This window comes from Bathymodiolus heckerae thiotrophic gill symbiont (assembly GCF_900128515.1).
GTDB lineage: Bacteria > Pseudomonadota > Gammaproteobacteria > PS1 > Pseudothioglobaceae > Thioglobus_A.
Genome location: NZ_FQTP01000003.1, coordinates 38,068 through 53,416 on the forward strand (window position 1 = coordinate 38,068; position 15,349 = coordinate 53,416).

Consider the following 15,349-nt stretch of genomic DNA (forward strand, 5'->3'; position numbering starts at 1 on the left):
TTTAGCAACTAAGACTTTATAATTACGCCTTTAATAATTTAACTCTTAAAATCAAGATGGCTAATTCAGCAGGTTCAAAAAAACGCGCAAGACAATCAACAAAACGTAACAAGCATAACTCACAAATTCGTGCTAAAGTTCGTACGTTTATCAAGAAGGTAACTTACGCATTAGAAACTGGCAACAAAGAAGAGGCGCAAGGTGGTTTTGCAGTGATGCAAAAAATGATGGACCAGTCAGTAAGCAAAGGCTTAATGAATAAGAATCAAGCTGCTAGAAAGAAATCTCGTTTAAACGCACAAATCAAAGCTCTGTAAAACTTTTAGTTAACATTGCTATAATTAAGCCCTCTTTTGAGGGCTTTTTTAATGCACAAACAATCATGATCAACGACGAAGATAAACGGCTATTTAGAGATAGCGTTGATACTAGCGCGCCAATCGATAAAGATGGTCAACAGCAAACCAACCAAAGAATTAGTCGAGCAGCATTTACCGCCTATAGTTACATCACTGAAGCGCGCTTAAGTGGATCTAAAATAGTTGCTCATGCTAAAAATGGCCTTTCTCCTAAGCTGATTAAAAAAATGAAACATGGTACTATTGATTTTGCGCCAACACTTGATCTTCATGGCCAGACTGTAGTGGAGGCTTGCGAATCTATGAGTCAGTTTATGTATCATCACCAACATGAGGAATTTATTCATATTATTCATGGCAAGGGTTATCACTCTGACAATAGTATGAGTATTTTAAAAACTCAAGTGGTTAGTTTTTTAAGCCAACACCCGCAAGTGATGGCATTTAATTCTTGCCCTGATAAAGACGGCGGCACAGGCGCTGTGTTCGCCCTACTCAAGCAATAATCAATGTTTAATTTAGATGAAATCTACACAGTCTCTGATTTTTTGTCACTGTGCAATAAAACCGTTGAGGATAATATTCCTAGCTGTTGGCTCCAGGGTGAAATCTCTAATTTAGCTCGCCCCACTTCTGGACATTGGTATTTTTCACTTAAGGATAATCGCGGTCAAATACGCTGCGCACTGTTTAGGCTGAATCAACGCAATATTAAATTTACACTAGAAAATGGCATGGAAATATTAGTCCGTGCTGCGCCAACACTATATGAAGCGCGGGGTGATTTTCAATTAATCATTCAACATATTGAACCCGTTGGCGTTGGTAATCTTAATTTAGCCTTTGAACAGCTAAAAAATAAATTATCTGATGAAGGCCTGTTTGACACTGAACATAAAAAACTTTTGCCATCAGTGGTTAATACTATTGGTGTTATCTCTTCATCCTCGGGTGCGGTTATTCAAGATATTATTAGAGTTCTATATAAGCGCTATCCTTTTGCTGAAATATTATTATTTGACTCTGTGGTTCAGGGTGAAGGATCAGCTATAAAACTTGCTCATGCTATTGAAGCAGCTGATCGATCTAATCGTTGTGATGTGTTAATTTTGGCACGTGGTGGTGGCTCCATAGAGGATTTGTGGGCTTTTAACGAAGAGTCTTTAGCTCGAGTTATTTTTAACACCAAAACACCTATTATTAGTGCAATTGGCCATGAGACAGATACCACTATTGCAGATTTTGTCGCTGATGCTCGTGCACCAACGCCAAGTGCTGCTGCGATGTTGGTAACACCTGATCGATTAGAATTGTTATCGAACTTAAAAAAACTATTTGGATTGTTGCAGCAATACACGCAACAAAATCAGCAACAAAAACAAGCGCGACTTGATCAGTTAAAACTGAGAATATCAACACCGAACAAAACCATTAATATACTTTCCCAGCAGTTGGATTATTTATCACACCGACTTGCTTTGAGTGCCAACCAACAAGTGATAAATTACAAGTCAGCACTAACAACTTTACATGCAACTTTAAAACAACATTCACCTAAAGAACATATTCAACATTCAATTGAGTTGAATAAACTTTCTGTTGATCGACTTTATCAGCACATACATAGTGTTATTAGCCATAATACCGATGTGCTAAATTTACTCAACGCTCGACTAAAAAATGCAAGTGTACAAATGATTGTTCAATATCAAAATACACTGGGCGTGCGTGCTAACACACTTAATCTTTTATCACCACTAAATACCCTTTCTAGAGGTTATAGCATTACCACAAATGTCAAGAATCAAGTATTATCATCAATCGATAAGATAAAAACAAATCAGATAATTAGCACTCGTTTGAATGGCGGTATTATTCATTCCAAGGTAGAAAAAATTGAAAAAAATTAATTTATTAGTATTGCTATTTTTAACATTTCCTGCGCTAGCCAGCCTTAGTGTTAGTAATATTGCCATTCCTGGTGGTATTGCAGTGATTGATTTTCATACAAATCATGCCAATCCAAAAGCTTCTTATGGCAATGTTCCGGTGTATACACAACGCATCAAAGACTCTCATTGGCAGGCCTTGGTAGGTATTCCACTATTGGCAAAGATTGGCAAGAAGCAAATAATAATTAAAGATTTTTCCGAACGAAAAATAGACTTTACTGTCAAAGACTACACTTACCAAGAGCAGCACATCACCCTAACCGGCAATAAGAAAAAATACGTCAATCCAAATCTTGCACATATGGATAGAATTAAACGCGAGCGTCCAATTTTATCCATAGCACGCAGAACTTTTTCAACTCAAGAATTTAACAACCAAAGTTTTATTCGCCCCATTTCTGGGATTACCACTAGTCCTTTTGGCTTTAAACGATTTTACAATGGCGAGCCAAGACGCCCTCATACCGGTCTAGACTATGCTGGAAAAATTGGTACAGTTATTCAAGCTTCTGCTACTGGAAAGGTGATTGTCAGTGATGAATTTTTCTTTAATGGTAACGCTATTTTTATCGACCATGGACAAGGATTAATTAGTGTTTATATTCATATGAATGAACGCATAGCAAAGCTTGGACAAATTGTTAAACAGGGTGATATTATCGGCACTATTGGCCAAACTGGTAGAGCTACAGGGCCGCATCTACATTTTGGTGTATATCTTAATCAAACCGTTATCAACCCAAATATTTTAATCAAGGGCACTCTAAAATTATGACATCTAACGTCTCTTTAGTGCGTCGATTAGGCGCTGTTGTTTATGATATTTTTATCGCTTTTTCGGTAGCATTTTTTGCTGGCCTAGCGGCCAATGCTTTATTTGAAAATATGGGTGATGCTTTTTTCTATCTAATCACTCTACCTAGTGTTTATTTATATTTTATTGTCTCTTGGGTAAAAGGTCGTCAAACCATCGGCATGAAAGCTTGGAAGTTTCAAGTAATTCAGCATAATCAAAAAAATATTACTTATCAGCAAGCTTTTATTCGAGCCAGTTTTGGATTGATTTCTTTTATATTTTTTGGATTAGGATTCTTAACTCAATTATTTAATAAGGATAAGCTCTCCTGGCACGATAAACTTTCAAATACCTTATTGATAAAAAATTGATTTACGTCAATAAAGTAAAAAAAATCTGTGATATAATATTTTTAATAAATTTTATGAGTGTGGGAGAGTGGTATGAGTTCAACAGTTAATAACAGCGGTGTAAAAGGTAATATTTTAATGATCAGCACTTTAGCTATCAGTCTAGTAGCGCCACTTGCTTTAATTATCCTTTCTTATATCGGTATGATTTCTGGAACTGCTGAATATATTGCTGCTTTTGGTGTAATCGCATCAACAATCTACATTATTGGTGGCTCAATTTGGATGTTTTCTCAAGATGTCAAAGACGGTAAAAATCTTGCTGATGGTTAATTTATAGCTTGAATATACAATCTTATTTACGCTTATCTAACAAGCGTAACAAAAAGCCAAATAATTTATTTGGCTTTTTTTATCGCTATTGGATTGGTATTGTTTTGATTATTATCTTAACAAGTTTAATTCGTCAAAATTTTATTAGCAACAACTTCCCTATTGATATTTATAACAAACAAGCTTTACTTCAGCAAAATATTACTGAAAACCGACAGCTTAATCAAGGAAACCAGCACCTAAAATTAGAGCTAGCGGCCAAGTCTGATCAAAAATTAGAAATTTTAGAATCCATGGCGAGACAAAAATTTGGACTGATCAAAGCAGGTGAAAAATATTATCAAATCCGTGTTTCTGAACAAAACTAACCATCTTATTATTGAGCATTTTTAGCGCGCCTTAAGCTTGGTATAATAAAACCAATCTATCTAATTATTAAGCCTTATGTCAACTGATTATTGCTATCTTATTGTACCTGCTAGTGGTATTGGATCACGCATGAAAGCAGACACTCCCAAGCAATATTTAGCACTTGATAATGGCCTAACCGTACTAGATCAAACTTTAAAAACGTTACTCAATATTGAGAAAATAAAAGGCTGTGTTATCGCATTATCCAAGCATGATTCACATTTTAAAGACTCTCAATTTTCTCAACATCAAAAACTATTGGCGCTTGCTATTGGCGGTCAAGAGCGATATCATTCTGTAATTAATGCTTTAAACACCTTAAAGCCTTTTGCTAAAGACTCTGATTGGGTTTTGATACACGATGCTGCACGCCCTTGTATTGACCCCGCTGATGTTAACCAACTAATTCAACAACTTAAAGATAGCCCGACTGGTGGACTATTAGCCACCAGAGTTGTAGACACCATTAAACAAGCTGATGATACATTGACCACTGCAACTATTGATAGAAGTAACTTATGGCAAGCACAAACACCGCAAATGTATCGATTTGGTGTATTATTAAATGCATTAACATCAGCTTGCGAGCATAAAATCAATATAACCGATGAAGCTAGTGCAATTGAACACATAGGTTTACAATCATTATTGGTTGAATCTTCCAGGCGCAATCTTAAAATTACCAATCCAGAAGATTTAGCACTGGCAAACTTTTACCTAACTACCAACTCACATGAAATTTAAAACCGGACTAGGGCAAGACTCTCACGCTTTTGAAAATAATAAAAAACCGTTATTATTAGCAGGAATTGATTTCAATTATACACAGGGTCTTGGGGCAAATAGTGATGGCGATGTACTGTTACATGCATTAACTAATGCAATATCTTCACTCACCGGGGTTAATATATTAGGCGCCAAGGCAGATGAATTATGCCAACAAGGCGTCACCGATAGCCGTGAATATTTAAAACTAGCCTTGGCAGAATTGCAAGACTGGGACATACAGCATGTGGCTATTTCCATTGAGTGCTTAGTGCCAAAAATATCTCCAAAAATTGAGAATATGAAAAATAACCTTGCTTCGCTATTAAATGTATCAAATAGTGATATTGGCATTACCGCTACAACAGGCGAAGGATTGACTGCTTTTGGTAGAGGTGAGGGCATTCAAGTATTGTGCATTATCAGCGCAACCCAATCATGAAAAATTTAAGGCAAGTTTCCAAATCTAGAATTAGTAAAATTCATTTTATTGGTATTGGCGGATCTGGCATGAGTGGTATTGCTGAAGTCTTGCACAACTTGGGTTATCAAATTTCAGGTTCAGACGTTAGTCAAAGTGGCGCTACTGATAGACTATCAAAAATGGGCTGTGAAATAAACCTTCAACACCATCAAGATAATATTAAAAATGCACAGGCTGTGGTTGTTTCAAGTGCCATTGGTCCGCTTAATGTAGAACTTGTTAAGGCCAAACAACTACACCTACCGATTGTTCCAAGAGCCGAAATGCTAGCAGAAATTATGCGTTTTCGTTTTGGTATCGCCATTGCTGGCACCCATGGAAAAACAACAACTACCAGCATTATTGCCCACATTCTTAATCAGGCAAAGCTTGATCCAACCTATATTATTGGTGGCATTTTAAATTCAAATGGTGTTAATGCAAAACTTGGTGAAAGTGATTATTTAATTGCTGAAGCGGATGAGTCAGATGCATCATTCCTACATTTGCAACCCATGCTTAGCGTCATCACCAATGTTGACGAAGATCACATGGCCACCTACAACAATGACCACCAACAATTAAAAGATGCTTTTGTTAGTTTTACTTCCAACCTGCCTTTTTATGGTGCCTGTATTCTTTGTACAGATGATGCAGGTGTAAATGAACTTGTGAATGATATTCATCGACCAGTTGTTAGCTATGGATTTAATTCGAAAGCTGACATACGTGCTATCAATGTTAAACAAACGGGTATGCAAATGCACTTCGAGGTGACTTGCTCACATAATAAAAGCAAGTACAGCCAACCCTTTAAAATTCAATTAAACCTAATTGGTCGACACAATATTCTCAATACCTTAGCAGCAATTGGTATTTGCTGTGAATTAGATATTAATATCGATATTATTCAGTCAGCACTAAATGATTTTTCAGGCGTGGCTAGAAGGCTTGATTACCATCAACAGCTAACCATTAACAATCAATCAGTTGAATTATTTGATGATTATGGACATCACCCTGTTGAAATTTCTGCTATTTTCGACTCACTTAGAAATACCTATCCCAACAAGCGTTTAGTGGTTGTTTTTCAGCCACATCGTTATTCACGAACTCGTGATCTTTTTGATGATTTTGCTCGAGCCTTGTCCGGCGTAGATAGCTTAATTTTATTGGACATCTATCCTGCTAGTGAACAACCCATTGCACAAATTAGCAGCTCAACTTTGGCAGAAGCCATTAGAAAAAGATCAACTTTAAATCCAGTTGTTATCAAAGATACGCAAGAGATATTAAACGTACTGCCGAACTTGATTAATCAAGACGATGTGTTATTAACTTTAGGTGCAGGTGATATTCATGTATTGCCTGAGCTGTTAAAAACTCATTATCGCTAACAACCAACATGTTAAGCCATAACGAGTCAATGTCCTCACACTGTTCTTTACGAGCTGGAGGCTTAGCACAGGTTTTTTTCATACCTAATAGTATTAAAGATCTTACTGAATTTTTAACGAAAAACGAGCTGTCTATTTTATTTATTGGATTGGGGAGTAACCTCTTAATTCGAGATCAAGGATTTAAGGGTGTTGTCATTAAGCTCACTCAGATCAACTCTATAGTTATAGAGGATAGAGGTATTAACGTAGATGCAGGTGCAACACTAGCAAAACTATCAAGACTTTCGCTAAAAAATAACCTTCATGGTGCAGAATTTTTAAGCGCCATTCCGGGCACTGTTGGTGGTGCTTTAGCAATGAATGCTGGTGCTTTTGGTTCTGAATTCTGGCAGTTTGTTGATAGCGTAAAAACCATTAATAGCACAGGAGAAATTTTTGAGCGCCAAGCCCAAGATTTTGATATTAGCTATCGAAAAGTCATAGCCAAACATGCTGATGAATACTTCCTTTCAGTAAAACTAAGATTCAATAGCACCTCATCAAACCAAGATATCCAGCAATTATTAAGCGCAAGGAATGCCACCCAACCCATTGGATTACCAAGCTGTGGCAGTGTTTTTAAAAATCCAGAAAAGCATTATGCAGCTGAGTTAATTGAGCAATCGAATCTTAAAGGTTTTTGTATTGGGGGCGCTTGTATTTCTAAAAAACATGCTAATTTTATTATCAATCATAATCATGCTAGCGCTAGTGATATTGAAAATTTGATTCTACACATTCAACAAGTCGTAAAATCAAATTCAAATATTAATTTAGAAACCGAACTTAAAATTATATGATTGCTGTACTAATGGGAGGTAACTCCGCTGAACGAGAAGTCTCTTTAATTAGTGGTGAAGCCGTTTATCAATCGCTAATAAAACAAAAAATTGATTGTTTTAAATTTGACTGGCAAGGCGAAAACCTAACTGAACTTTGGGATAAAACATTTGACTTAGCCTTTATTGTATTACATGGTCGTGGTGGTGAAGATGGCACTATTCAAAAGCAACTTGAGGCTCGAAATATAGCCTACACAGGCTCTAATTCTCATTCAAGTGCTAATGGTATGAATAAATACCTAAGCAAGGAGATTTGGAAAAATTCCAAACTCCCACTGGCTCCTTCTGTATTGATAGCTACTAAAGCGCCCACACCAATTATAAACTTCGCCCTACCTTGGGCGGTAAAGCCAGTTTGCGAAGGCTCTAGTATTGGCATTAGTAAAGTCACTCAAGCTTCTGATTTAAATCAGGCATTAGAATTAGCCTGGAAGTATGACGATCAGGTATTAGTTGAGCAATGGATAGAAGGAGATGAATATACAGTTACTATTTTGGGTGACACGCCTTTGTCTGTTATTAAAATTGTTACTGACCAAGATTTCTATAACTATGAATCTAAATATCATTCTAACACCACTCAATATCTGTGCCCGTGTGGCTTAAGCATACCTAAAGAGTTGCACTTACAGGAAATAGCACTTAAGGCTTTTAATGCTATTAACGCAAATGGATGGGGGCGAATTGATTTTATTGTGGGTGAAGATAATCAGCCTTATTTATTGGAAATTAATACTGTTCCAGGCATGACTGCTCACTCTCTAGTACCAATGGCAGCGAAGAGTAATGGTATAAATTTTGACCAACTGGTTAAGTGCATTATTGATGAAATTTAAAAAAGTAAACAAACGAAAACTCTCTACCGCCCAACAAATAAAGCGCTGGTTTAAGCCGTTTTCACTACTACTTGCACTTTCAATTATCGGCTGGAATGTTTATCATTACAACCCTAGTGAATTGCTCAAAGTTTCAGTAAATTGGACAATTGACAACACCCTATTGGTTGATCAAAAAACCTTAGAAGAGCAAATTAAACCAATGGTCAATAAACTACACCAATTGGATTTACGCAATATTAAAAATGAATTAGAAAGTCATTCTTGGGTTAAAAAGGTTCAAGTTAAACGCTTATTTTGGGACACGATTGATATCAATATTAGCACTCATAAAGTTGCCACTCATTGGCAAAATATTGCTTGTGAAAAAAATCAGTCAAATAATAATTGTCAAGGCTATATCACCACACAAGGAATACTAATTACACCAAGTAACTTGTTTTATCATCAGCAAAATCAAACAGGCTCTAGCGCTGTCGAGCTGCACTCTGCTTACAAGCCAAACGAAAGTAATTTATTATTCAATGATTATCTGACTTACCAGCAAACACTAAACAAAATGAAAATCCGAAAATTTATCAGGAGTAATATTGATAGCTTAATTATTGATCCCAATATTAGCGTGATATTAGGCTACAACCAACAGCAGCAACGTTTGAATAATTTTATAAAAATTTATGCCAAACTAAGAAAGAAAATCTCACTTAACAAACTTAATAAAGCTAGCTACGATATGCGCTATTCAAAGGGATTTACTCTGAAGTATTAGCTGTGATTAACTGATAACACATAGCTAAATTAACCAAGCTCCAGTAAAACACAATAACTTTTACTGCCCATACAAAGAAATCAGGCAAGCCAATTGCACTAAATAAGACTGTAACTATCATGCCGATTAAGGCGGGAATAATAGCTTGCAATAAAAATAAATTAGCCTGAGTAACAAAATTTAAATTCCATCTATATTTAGAAGGTTGTTGAATGGCGATATTAACAAAATTCAAGGTAACTGGAATGATTAAAAAATAAGCAATTAATTGCAAGAAACCAATACCGGTTACCATTACCGGAACTGTTGTTACAAAGCCCACAATCAAAGTTAATCCAATAAAGCGGCCAATCTGATTTAGATTAAAAATAGGGGTTTTGATAGAAACACTTTGATCGCCCAAAATCACCAAACGGTACAAGTTGATTGACAAGCTTAAATAGCCATACAAAAACAATACTAAATAAAGAAGCATACTTTCTGGCAAAACGATATCAGCCACCTGACCACCTTTATATACAACCTCCATCAATTCAAACACCTGTGGAAGGATAAATAAAAATGGCAATGATACTGCTATTGGAAGAATTGAAATTTCGACAATTTTTTTCCAGTGAGTAAGTGCAAAAGCAAAGCTTGCTAAAATTATTTTATTAATAGGGAGTGCATTCATAAGATTTATTTCATATTTATATTCATAACGTTAACCATAATGGTTAATTTTTGCCCAGACTGTAGCGTCTTATTAGTGAGTTTATTCCATTGTTTAATTTGCAACACACTAACGCCAAACTTCGCAGCAATAACGGACAAATTATCGCCACTTCTTACTCGGTAAGAAACTTTTCTATCAATATTAATACCCAGTGTTGTTATCAATGACAAATCTTTAGTCGCTTTAGCTTTAGGCTGCCATATAACCAATTTCTTGCCAAGCTTTAAAGACTCTGAGCGCTTTAAGTGGTTCCATTTAACTAAGCTATTAATACTCACTTGATAGTTTCTAGCTATTAACCATAAGCTATCACCAGATATCACACTATGGATAACCTTACGATCTGATCGATTTGAATTGAGGCGTGATTTTTCACGTTGAGATTCTGACAATGAATATTCATTACTGTTCTTTTGTGCAATAGGCACAATCAAATAATCGCCCACTTTAATCAAATTATCATCAAGATGATTAACGCTACTAATTTGACTAGCAATAGTCGCATGTTTTTGTGCAATCAAACTTAAGCTATCGCCAGATTTAACTTGATAACGAACCCACTTAAGTCTTTCAATATTTGGGTTATCTTTCATTGCCTGCTTAAATAAAGCCATATTTTTATTCGGCAAAAGCATTGTATACGAACCCTGACTAGGGGTAGCCCAGCGTTTCAAACCTGGATTCAAAGTATATAATTTTTCTATTTCAAGCTCAGACCATTCAGCAATTAGTGCAAGATCAAACTGAGTTTTTAGCTTAATTGACTTAACAGAAAGTTGACTAGCCACTGGGGTAATTTTTTGACCATATTTTTCTGGATTTCGAATTAGTTCAGTGACTGCCAACAATCTTGGTACATAACCCTTGGTTTCTTTTGGTAGTTTTAAATGCCAAAAATCTGTTGGCTTGCCTTGGGCTTTATTGGCTTTAATTGCTTTTTGAACACGGCTAGGGCCAGAATTATAGGCAGCAATGGCGAGCAACCAATCACCCTTAAATAACTTATTTAAATTTTTAAGATACTTAACAGCCGCCTTAGTTGATGCCAATACATCTCGACGCCCGTCATACCACCAATTATCCCTTAAGCCATAAAGCTTTCCGGTTGAAGGGATAAATTGCCAGAGCCCTGAAGCAGTACCATGCGAATAAGAGAAGGGATAATATGCCGATTCAACGATAGGTAGCAGTGCTATTTCCAATGGCAGTCCTGCGCGCTCAACCTCTTGAACCACTAAATACAGATACGGATCAGCGCGCTTTGTAATACGCGTTAAATAATCAGGATGCTTTTTAAACCAGTCTATATGCCAATATAACTGCTTGTCATTAGTGGCGCTTAATCTTGATCGATTAACAATATAACGCCATAGATCTTTCTCAATTTCAGCTGTCGGTTTGAATGATGATGACTGATGATTAGTATCTTTTAACTGGAAAGAGTTGGCATTACTTTGAGTGCTACAAGCGCCTAGCAGCAAAAAAATAGAAAAGAATAAGTACTTGCTAAATCTTAAGATTTTGATCCGCCTGCACATTGAGGAGAAGCTGGCACCCCGCCTTTAGCCCTCCATTCATCAACTGTATACGTATGCATTGCTAAAGCATGAATATGACTCAACTCTTCCTTAAATAACTGGTTAATAAAACGATGCCTTGCAATTAAGGCTAAATCATTGAAATAATCACTCACTACAATCAACTTAAAGTGAGACTCTATTGCAGGACCAGAATGATTAGCAGATTCATTAATAACTTCCAGATAACTTGGTGATAACGCCACTTCAAGCTGTTCAGTTAAATGTTGTTGCATTGAGGATGGTGTACTCATGATTCACTCGCTTGATAGGCAAAATCAAAACTATCGTTGTAAAAATTATTTTCAAACATACCTTTTTTAACAAAAGTATTAGCGGCTGATCTTACCATTTGTGGAGGGCCACAAGCATACACTTCATAATTCGTTAGCGTTTTAAAATCCGCTAAAACAGCTTCATGAACATAGCCTGTTCGACCCTTCCAAGTATCATCTGGTATTGATAATACCGGTGTAAAACCTATATGATCAAATTCTTCAGCCCATTCATTTGGTAAGTTCATATATAAATCTTGCTCACTTCTAACACCCCAATAAATGTGGATTTTTCTTTGACTGTCAGATTCAAGCGCATGTTCAACCATTGCCTTAACTGGGCCGAATCCTGTGCCACCAGCCACCATAATCATGGGCTTGTCACTACTTTCTCTTAAATAAAAACTACCCTTAGGGCCTTCTATTTTTAGCAAAGATTTTTCTTGTAATTCATTAAAGACAAAATTTGTGAATTTACCACCAGAAATTAAACGCACATGAAGCTCGATAATGCCAGTATTATGTGGTGCGTTAGCAATAGAGAATGCCCTTGGCTCAAAATCAGGATGAATTAAATCAAGATATTGTCCTGCCAAATACTGCATTGACTCACTACCAGGAATCTTTAAAATAACTTTAGCAACATCTGCATTAAGATGCTCAATCTTACTCACTTTGCAAGGTAATGTTTTAACTTCAATATCAGCAACACTCTCCAACTCAGTCACTACAATTGACAAATCCGTCTTAGCAAAGCACTTACAAGGAAGGATCATATTATCAGCAGCTTCTTCGGCGCTTAATCCTGGTGGGACACCTTCTTCATAGGCGACTTCACCCTCTATTAAGGTAGCCTTACATTTGCCACAAAACCCATTTCGACATCCATATGGAAAGCCAATACCATTACTCATAGCACCATCTAAGATGGTCTCACCCTCTTCAATTTTAAAGTGGCTGCCGCTTGCTTGATTTTCTACTATAAACATGACTTTATTTTCTAACTATTTTGAATGTTGACATTATAATCTAGGTAGTTATGATAAATGCTTACTAATACAAGGATCTTTGTGTCAAACCCCCCTGCCAATACTGTACTTTTTTTAATGGGTCCTACCGCCTCTGGAAAGACTGATTTAGCCATTGAAATTAGTCAGCATATTAACGCCAGATTAATCAGTGTTGATTCTGCCTTAATTTATAAACAAATGGATATTGGCACGGCAAAGCCCGATACTCAAACATTACTTGATCATCCGCATCATTTGATTAATATTTGCAATCCTAAAGATTCATACTCAGCACAAAATTTTGTTAACGATGCCAATAAACAAATTGATCTGGCCTTTGCTAATAATGAGCTACCTATTTTAGTTGGTGGCACTTCATTTTACTTTAATGCCTTAGAGCACGGCTTATCTGACTTACCTGAATCAACCACAGAATCTAGAGAGAAATTTAATCAGCTACTTAAAGAAAAAGGGTCAGAGGTATTACATCAAGAGCTTGAAAAAATTGACCCAGTGGTCGCTAAAAGAATTCATCCAAATGATGCCCAACGGATAACGCGCGCTTTAGAAGTATTTAACATTGGCGGTAAAACTTTAACCGAACTACAAGGGAAAAAACAAGGCGGGCTTAATTGTCATATTAAAAAAATCATTCTTATGCCTGATCGCGCTTTGCTTCATCAACGCATAGAAGCTCGCTTTCACGTCATGATAGATCAAGGGTTTATAAATGAAGTTAAAGCCCTAAAAGAAAATAAAAATCTTCATCAAGATTTACCCTCAATTCGCTGCGTTGGCTATCGTCAGGCGTGGCAATTCTTAAATGGAGAAATAGACGAGCCAGAAATGATTAAACGCTCAATCATTGCCACTCGTCAACTATGCAAACGCCAAAGTACTTGGCTTAGAAATGAGACAGAAGGATTAAGACTTGAAGCGGCGAATCTTGAAAAGTGCTTAGATTTTATAAATCTTTAGAAATATTGTTAACTTCTAGGCAAGTCTAAACTTCAGAAATAACTTCAAAATCATTCAAACTACCTGTAACCGCAAAACCAACAACGCTTTGCGTGTGCTTTGCTTGTGTTAATTTACAAGCAATTTGATTGATACTGGCGCCAGAGCCAACCGCATCATCGATAATTAGTGTTGTTTCAAATTTTGCTTTATTTTTAACAACAAAAGTATTTTGTGCATTTTCTATTCTATCTTCGATTTTTTTTAAGGTTTTTTGTGGCACTCTAACATCGCCAATAACCTTAAGAACATCAACCTTTGCAAGACTAAGCGCCAACTCAAATTCTAGTATTTTCATAAATTGAATTTGCCTTGGTACAGTTGGTGGCACAAAAACCACCGAATCAATATTTTGGCTTTTGATCAGGTTGATAATTGCTGGTTTGATAGAGGTGGCAATTTCTTTCATCTTTGTCCTATCTTCACCTTATTTTGCATACAATAACTTTTGCCCCATTTTAGTTTTTCCAAAAATTTCTACTGCATAAAATTCAAAATAAAACAGTCTATTCACACAGCAATTTTTACCAAAAGTTTTGCTCATTTTATAACTAGCATCCAATAAATCATCAGTTTTTCGCTTTTGGTATTTTTCAGTCACTTTTTTAAATTCTTCGGCTTTTTTACTGATATCGAAGTTGCGTTTTTTACACCCCTTTTCAAAACTGAAGCTCCCCCACTTGACTGGACACCAAACTAATATTTTACGCATTATTTTTCTGTATCAATAATCTTTTTTGAGGTTTGCACCCAAGGTCAGGCTACGAAGGAGCAAAGCCCCAACTTGGAACTTGTTCCAAGCCCTAACTTAAGCCTTAAAGGCTTAATGTTAAGTTAGGGAATATTGTTGCGATAAAACCTCTTTTCATAATCATTAGGCGAGTAATAATCAATCGTTGAATGTCGCCTAATTTTGTTATAAAACACTTCAATATATTCAAAGATAGCACTGCTTGCTTGTTTCCTAGTTTGATAAATTTTCTGATTGATTAACTCTGTTTTTAGGGTGTTAAAAAAAACTCTCAGCGACTGCGTTATCATGGCATTCACCTTTTCTGCTCATGCTTTGGGTGATGTTATTTGCTTTGAATAACTTAAGGTATTCATAAGCTCTGTAGGTTGAGCCTTGGTCAGAGTGTAGTAGCACTTTTTGTTGTTTTGGTTTGTTTTTGATTGCCATTGATAATGCGTCAATGATTAATTTTGTATTGTTGTTCTGATTCATTGACCAGCCAACAACTCTACGAGAATACAAATCAATCACAGTGGCTAAATACAGCCAGCCTTGTTTGGTATGAACAAAGGTGGTATCACTGACCCATTTGCTGTTGGGTGTTGCAGCACTGAACTCTCTGTTGAGAATGTTGTTGGTAAAATTCACATTGTTTCTAGGTATTTTGGCTTTTTTGTGACAGATGCTAAAATGAGCGTAAATGTTGT

At 36.2% G+C, this 15,349-nt stretch carries 22 protein-coding genes; 14 read left to right on the plus strand and 8 right to left on the minus strand.

Going from position 1 to position 15,349, the window contains the following annotated elements:
* Window positions 1-56 precede the first annotated feature (56 nt).
* From rpsT to BTHERMOSOX_RS00945, 13 genes are all read left to right on the plus strand, one after another.
* Entirely contained in the window at window positions 57-317 is a 261-nt protein-coding gene (rpsT, locus tag BTHERMOSOX_RS00885) for a 30S ribosomal protein S20 (RefSeq protein ID WP_138118531.1), read from the plus strand.
* A gap of 65 nt (window positions 318-382) precedes the next feature.
* Window positions 383-865, plus strand: coding sequence for a Smr/MutS family protein (locus tag BTHERMOSOX_RS00890; RefSeq protein ID WP_138118532.1), 483 nt, complete (start codon window positions 383-385; stop codon window positions 863-865).
* Window positions 866-868: 3 nt separating this feature from the next.
* A complete protein-coding gene (gene xseA, locus BTHERMOSOX_RS00895) occupies window positions 869-2,269 on the plus strand; it encodes an exodeoxyribonuclease VII large subunit (RefSeq protein ID WP_138118533.1) in 1,401 nt (466 codons plus the stop codon).
* Window positions 2,256-3,086, plus strand: coding sequence for a peptidoglycan DD-metalloendopeptidase family protein (locus BTHERMOSOX_RS00900; protein ID WP_138118534.1), 831 nt, complete (start codon window positions 2,256-2,258; stop codon window positions 3,084-3,086). Before xseA ends, BTHERMOSOX_RS00900 begins: the two co-directional genes overlap by 14 nt.
* Window positions 3,083-3,478, plus strand: coding sequence for an RDD family protein (locus tag BTHERMOSOX_RS00905; RefSeq protein ID WP_138118535.1), 396 nt, complete (start codon window positions 3,083-3,085; stop codon window positions 3,476-3,478). Before BTHERMOSOX_RS00900 ends, BTHERMOSOX_RS00905 begins: the two co-directional genes overlap by 4 nt.
* A gap of 72 nt (window positions 3,479-3,550) precedes the next feature.
* Complete coding sequence (locus tag BTHERMOSOX_RS00910) at window positions 3,551-3,790, plus strand: hypothetical protein (RefSeq protein ID WP_138118536.1); 240 nt, start codon at window positions 3,551-3,553, stop codon at window positions 3,788-3,790.
* Between the two features lie 8 nt (window positions 3,791-3,798).
* A complete protein-coding gene (locus BTHERMOSOX_RS00915; RefSeq protein ID WP_138118537.1) occupies window positions 3,799-4,158 on the plus strand; it encodes a cell division protein FtsB in 360 nt (119 codons plus the stop codon).
* Window positions 4,159-4,234: 76 nt separating this feature from the next.
* Window positions 4,235-4,945: a 2-C-methyl-D-erythritol 4-phosphate cytidylyltransferase gene (gene ispD / locus BTHERMOSOX_RS00920; RefSeq protein ID WP_138118538.1), complete on the plus strand. Its 711-nt coding sequence runs from the start codon at window positions 4,235-4,237 to the stop codon at window positions 4,943-4,945.
* On the plus strand, window positions 4,935-5,408 hold the full coding sequence (gene ispF / locus BTHERMOSOX_RS00925) for a 2-C-methyl-D-erythritol 2,4-cyclodiphosphate synthase (RefSeq protein ID WP_138118539.1): 474 nt from the start codon (window positions 4,935-4,937) through the stop codon (window positions 5,406-5,408). Before ispD ends, ispF begins: the two co-directional genes overlap by 11 nt.
* Window positions 5,405-6,826 carry a UDP-N-acetylmuramate--L-alanine ligase gene (gene murC, locus BTHERMOSOX_RS00930; protein WP_138118540.1) on the plus strand — a complete coding sequence of 474 codons (1,422 nt, stop codon included), beginning with the start codon at window positions 5,405-5,407 and terminating at the stop codon, window positions 6,824-6,826. Before ispF ends, murC begins: the two co-directional genes overlap by 4 nt.
* Window positions 6,827-6,834: 8 nt before the next feature.
* Window positions 6,835-7,668 (plus strand): UDP-N-acetylmuramate dehydrogenase, encoded by an 834-nt coding sequence (gene murB, locus BTHERMOSOX_RS00935; protein WP_138118541.1) that lies wholly within the window; start codon window positions 6,835-6,837, stop codon window positions 7,666-7,668.
* The gene (locus BTHERMOSOX_RS00940; protein WP_138118542.1) at window positions 7,665-8,546 is read left to right on the plus strand and encodes a D-alanine--D-alanine ligase; all 882 of its coding nucleotides are present in this window, start codon (window positions 7,665-7,667) and stop codon (window positions 8,544-8,546) included. The genes murB and BTHERMOSOX_RS00940 overlap by 4 nt, the downstream gene beginning before the upstream one ends.
* Window positions 8,536-9,315 carry a cell division protein FtsQ/DivIB gene (locus BTHERMOSOX_RS00945; protein ID WP_138118543.1) on the plus strand — a complete coding sequence of 260 codons (780 nt, stop codon included), beginning with the start codon at window positions 8,536-8,538 and terminating at the stop codon, window positions 9,313-9,315. Before BTHERMOSOX_RS00940 ends, BTHERMOSOX_RS00945 begins: the two co-directional genes overlap by 11 nt.
* Here the strand turns inward: BTHERMOSOX_RS00945 and BTHERMOSOX_RS00950 are convergent.
* Genes BTHERMOSOX_RS00950 through BTHERMOSOX_RS00965 form a run of 4 tightly spaced genes read right to left on the minus strand, consistent with a single transcriptional unit; the run spans window position 9,299 to window position 12,871 of the window.
* Window positions 9,299-9,988 (minus strand): hypothetical protein, encoded by a 690-nt coding sequence (locus BTHERMOSOX_RS00950; RefSeq protein ID WP_138118544.1) that lies wholly within the window; start codon window positions 9,986-9,988, stop codon window positions 9,299-9,301. The genes BTHERMOSOX_RS00945 and BTHERMOSOX_RS00950 overlap by 17 nt on opposite strands.
* 5 nt (window positions 9,989-9,993) lie before the next feature.
* On the minus strand, window positions 9,994-11,568 hold the full coding sequence (locus tag BTHERMOSOX_RS00955) for a LysM peptidoglycan-binding domain-containing protein (RefSeq protein ID WP_138118545.1): 1,575 nt from the start codon (window positions 11,566-11,568) through the stop codon (window positions 9,994-9,996).
* Window positions 11,544-11,861, minus strand: a complete 318-nt coding sequence (locus BTHERMOSOX_RS00960; protein WP_249360565.1) for a BolA family protein — start codon at window positions 11,859-11,861, stop codon at window positions 11,544-11,546. The genes BTHERMOSOX_RS00955 and BTHERMOSOX_RS00960 overlap by 25 nt, the downstream gene beginning before the upstream one ends.
* The gene (locus BTHERMOSOX_RS00965) at window positions 11,858-12,871 is read right to left on the minus strand and encodes a CDP-6-deoxy-delta-3,4-glucoseen reductase (protein ID WP_138118546.1); all 1,014 of its coding nucleotides are present in this window, start codon (window positions 12,869-12,871) and stop codon (window positions 11,858-11,860) included. Before BTHERMOSOX_RS00965 ends, BTHERMOSOX_RS00960 begins: the two co-directional genes overlap by 4 nt.
* A 117-nt stretch (window positions 12,872-12,988) precedes the next feature.
* On the opposite strand from BTHERMOSOX_RS00965, the gene miaA reads away from it, so the two are divergent.
* Window positions 12,989-13,870, plus strand: a complete 882-nt coding sequence (gene miaA, locus BTHERMOSOX_RS00970; protein WP_212744623.1) for a tRNA (adenosine(37)-N6)-dimethylallyltransferase MiaA — start codon at window positions 12,989-12,991, stop codon at window positions 13,868-13,870.
* 25 nt (window positions 13,871-13,895) lie between these two features.
* Here miaA and BTHERMOSOX_RS00975 read toward each other — a convergent pair whose 3' ends face one another.
* The 4 genes from BTHERMOSOX_RS00975 to BTHERMOSOX_RS00990 form a co-directional block, all read right to left on the minus strand.
* Window positions 13,896-14,318 carry a hypothetical protein gene (locus BTHERMOSOX_RS00975; protein ID WP_138118548.1) on the minus strand — a complete coding sequence of 141 codons (423 nt, stop codon included), beginning with the start codon at window positions 14,316-14,318 and terminating at the stop codon, window positions 13,896-13,898.
* 18 nt (window positions 14,319-14,336) lie between these two features.
* The gene (locus BTHERMOSOX_RS00980; protein ID WP_138118549.1) at window positions 14,337-14,621 is read right to left on the minus strand and encodes a hypothetical protein; all 285 of its coding nucleotides are present in this window, start codon (window positions 14,619-14,621) and stop codon (window positions 14,337-14,339) included.
* A gap of 122 nt (window positions 14,622-14,743) precedes the next feature.
* On the minus strand, window positions 14,744-14,950 hold the full coding sequence (locus BTHERMOSOX_RS00985) for an IS3 family transposase (RefSeq protein WP_138118550.1): 207 nt from the start codon (window positions 14,948-14,950) through the stop codon (window positions 14,744-14,746).
* On the minus strand, window positions 14,919-15,349 hold a 431-nt coding region (locus tag BTHERMOSOX_RS00990), incomplete at its 5' end, for an IS3 family transposase (protein WP_138118551.1). The genes BTHERMOSOX_RS00990 and BTHERMOSOX_RS00985, both read right to left, overlap by 32 nt.

What these genes read in the sequence shown, in the direction of transcription:
- rpsT (WP_138118531.1), top strand. Translation starts at nt 57, where the DNA reads ATGGCTAATTCAGCAGGTTCAAAAAAACGCGCAAGACAATCAACAAAA.
- BTHERMOSOX_RS00890 (WP_138118532.1), top strand. Translation starts at nt 383, where the DNA reads ATGATCAACGACGAAGATAAACGGCTATTTAGAGATAGCGTTGATACT.
- xseA (WP_138118533.1), top strand. Translation starts at nt 869, where the DNA reads ATGTTTAATTTAGATGAAATCTACACAGTCTCTGATTTTTTGTCACTG.
- BTHERMOSOX_RS00905 (WP_138118535.1), top strand. Translation starts at nt 3,083, where the DNA reads ATGACATCTAACGTCTCTTTAGTGCGTCGATTAGGCGCTGTTGTTTAT.
- BTHERMOSOX_RS00910 (WP_138118536.1), top strand. Translation starts at nt 3,551, where the DNA reads ATGAGTTCAACAGTTAATAACAGCGGTGTAAAAGGTAATATTTTAATG.
- ispD (WP_138118538.1), top strand. Translation starts at nt 4,235, where the DNA reads ATGTCAACTGATTATTGCTATCTTATTGTACCTGCTAGTGGTATTGGA.
- ispF (WP_138118539.1), top strand. Translation starts at nt 4,935, where the DNA reads ATGAAATTTAAAACCGGACTAGGGCAAGACTCTCACGCTTTTGAAAAT.
- murC (WP_138118540.1), top strand. Translation starts at nt 5,405, where the DNA reads ATGAAAAATTTAAGGCAAGTTTCCAAATCTAGAATTAGTAAAATTCAT.
- murB (WP_138118541.1), top strand. Translation starts at nt 6,835, where the DNA reads ATGTTAAGCCATAACGAGTCAATGTCCTCACACTGTTCTTTACGAGCT.
- BTHERMOSOX_RS00940 (WP_138118542.1), top strand. Translation starts at nt 7,665, where the DNA reads ATGATTGCTGTACTAATGGGAGGTAACTCCGCTGAACGAGAAGTCTCT.
- BTHERMOSOX_RS00945 (WP_138118543.1), top strand. Translation starts at nt 8,536, where the DNA reads ATGAAATTTAAAAAAGTAAACAAACGAAAACTCTCTACCGCCCAACAA.
- BTHERMOSOX_RS00950 (WP_138118544.1), bottom strand. Translation starts at nt 9,988, where the DNA reads ATGAATGCACTCCCTATTAATAAAATAATTTTAGCAAGCTTTGCTTTT.
- BTHERMOSOX_RS00955 (WP_138118545.1), bottom strand. Translation starts at nt 11,568, where the DNA reads ATGTGCAGGCGGATCAAAATCTTAAGATTTAGCAAGTACTTATTCTTT.
- BTHERMOSOX_RS00960 (WP_249360565.1), bottom strand. Translation starts at nt 11,861, where the DNA reads ATGAGTACACCATCCTCAATGCAACAACATTTAACTGAACAGCTTGAA.
- BTHERMOSOX_RS00965 (WP_138118546.1), bottom strand. Translation starts at nt 12,871, where the DNA reads ATGTTTATAGTAGAAAATCAAGCAAGCGGCAGCCACTTTAAAATTGAA.
- miaA (WP_212744623.1), top strand. Translation starts at nt 12,989, where the DNA reads ATGGGTCCTACCGCCTCTGGAAAGACTGATTTAGCCATTGAAATTAGT.
- BTHERMOSOX_RS00975 (WP_138118548.1), bottom strand. Translation starts at nt 14,318, where the DNA reads ATGAAAGAAATTGCCACCTCTATCAAACCAGCAATTATCAACCTGATC.
- BTHERMOSOX_RS00980 (WP_138118549.1), bottom strand. Translation starts at nt 14,621, where the DNA reads ATGCGTAAAATATTAGTTTGGTGTCCAGTCAAGTGGGGGAGCTTCAGT.
- BTHERMOSOX_RS00985 (WP_138118550.1), bottom strand. Translation starts at nt 14,950, where the DNA reads ATGATAACGCAGTCGCTGAGAGTTTTTTTTAACACCCTAAAAACAGAG.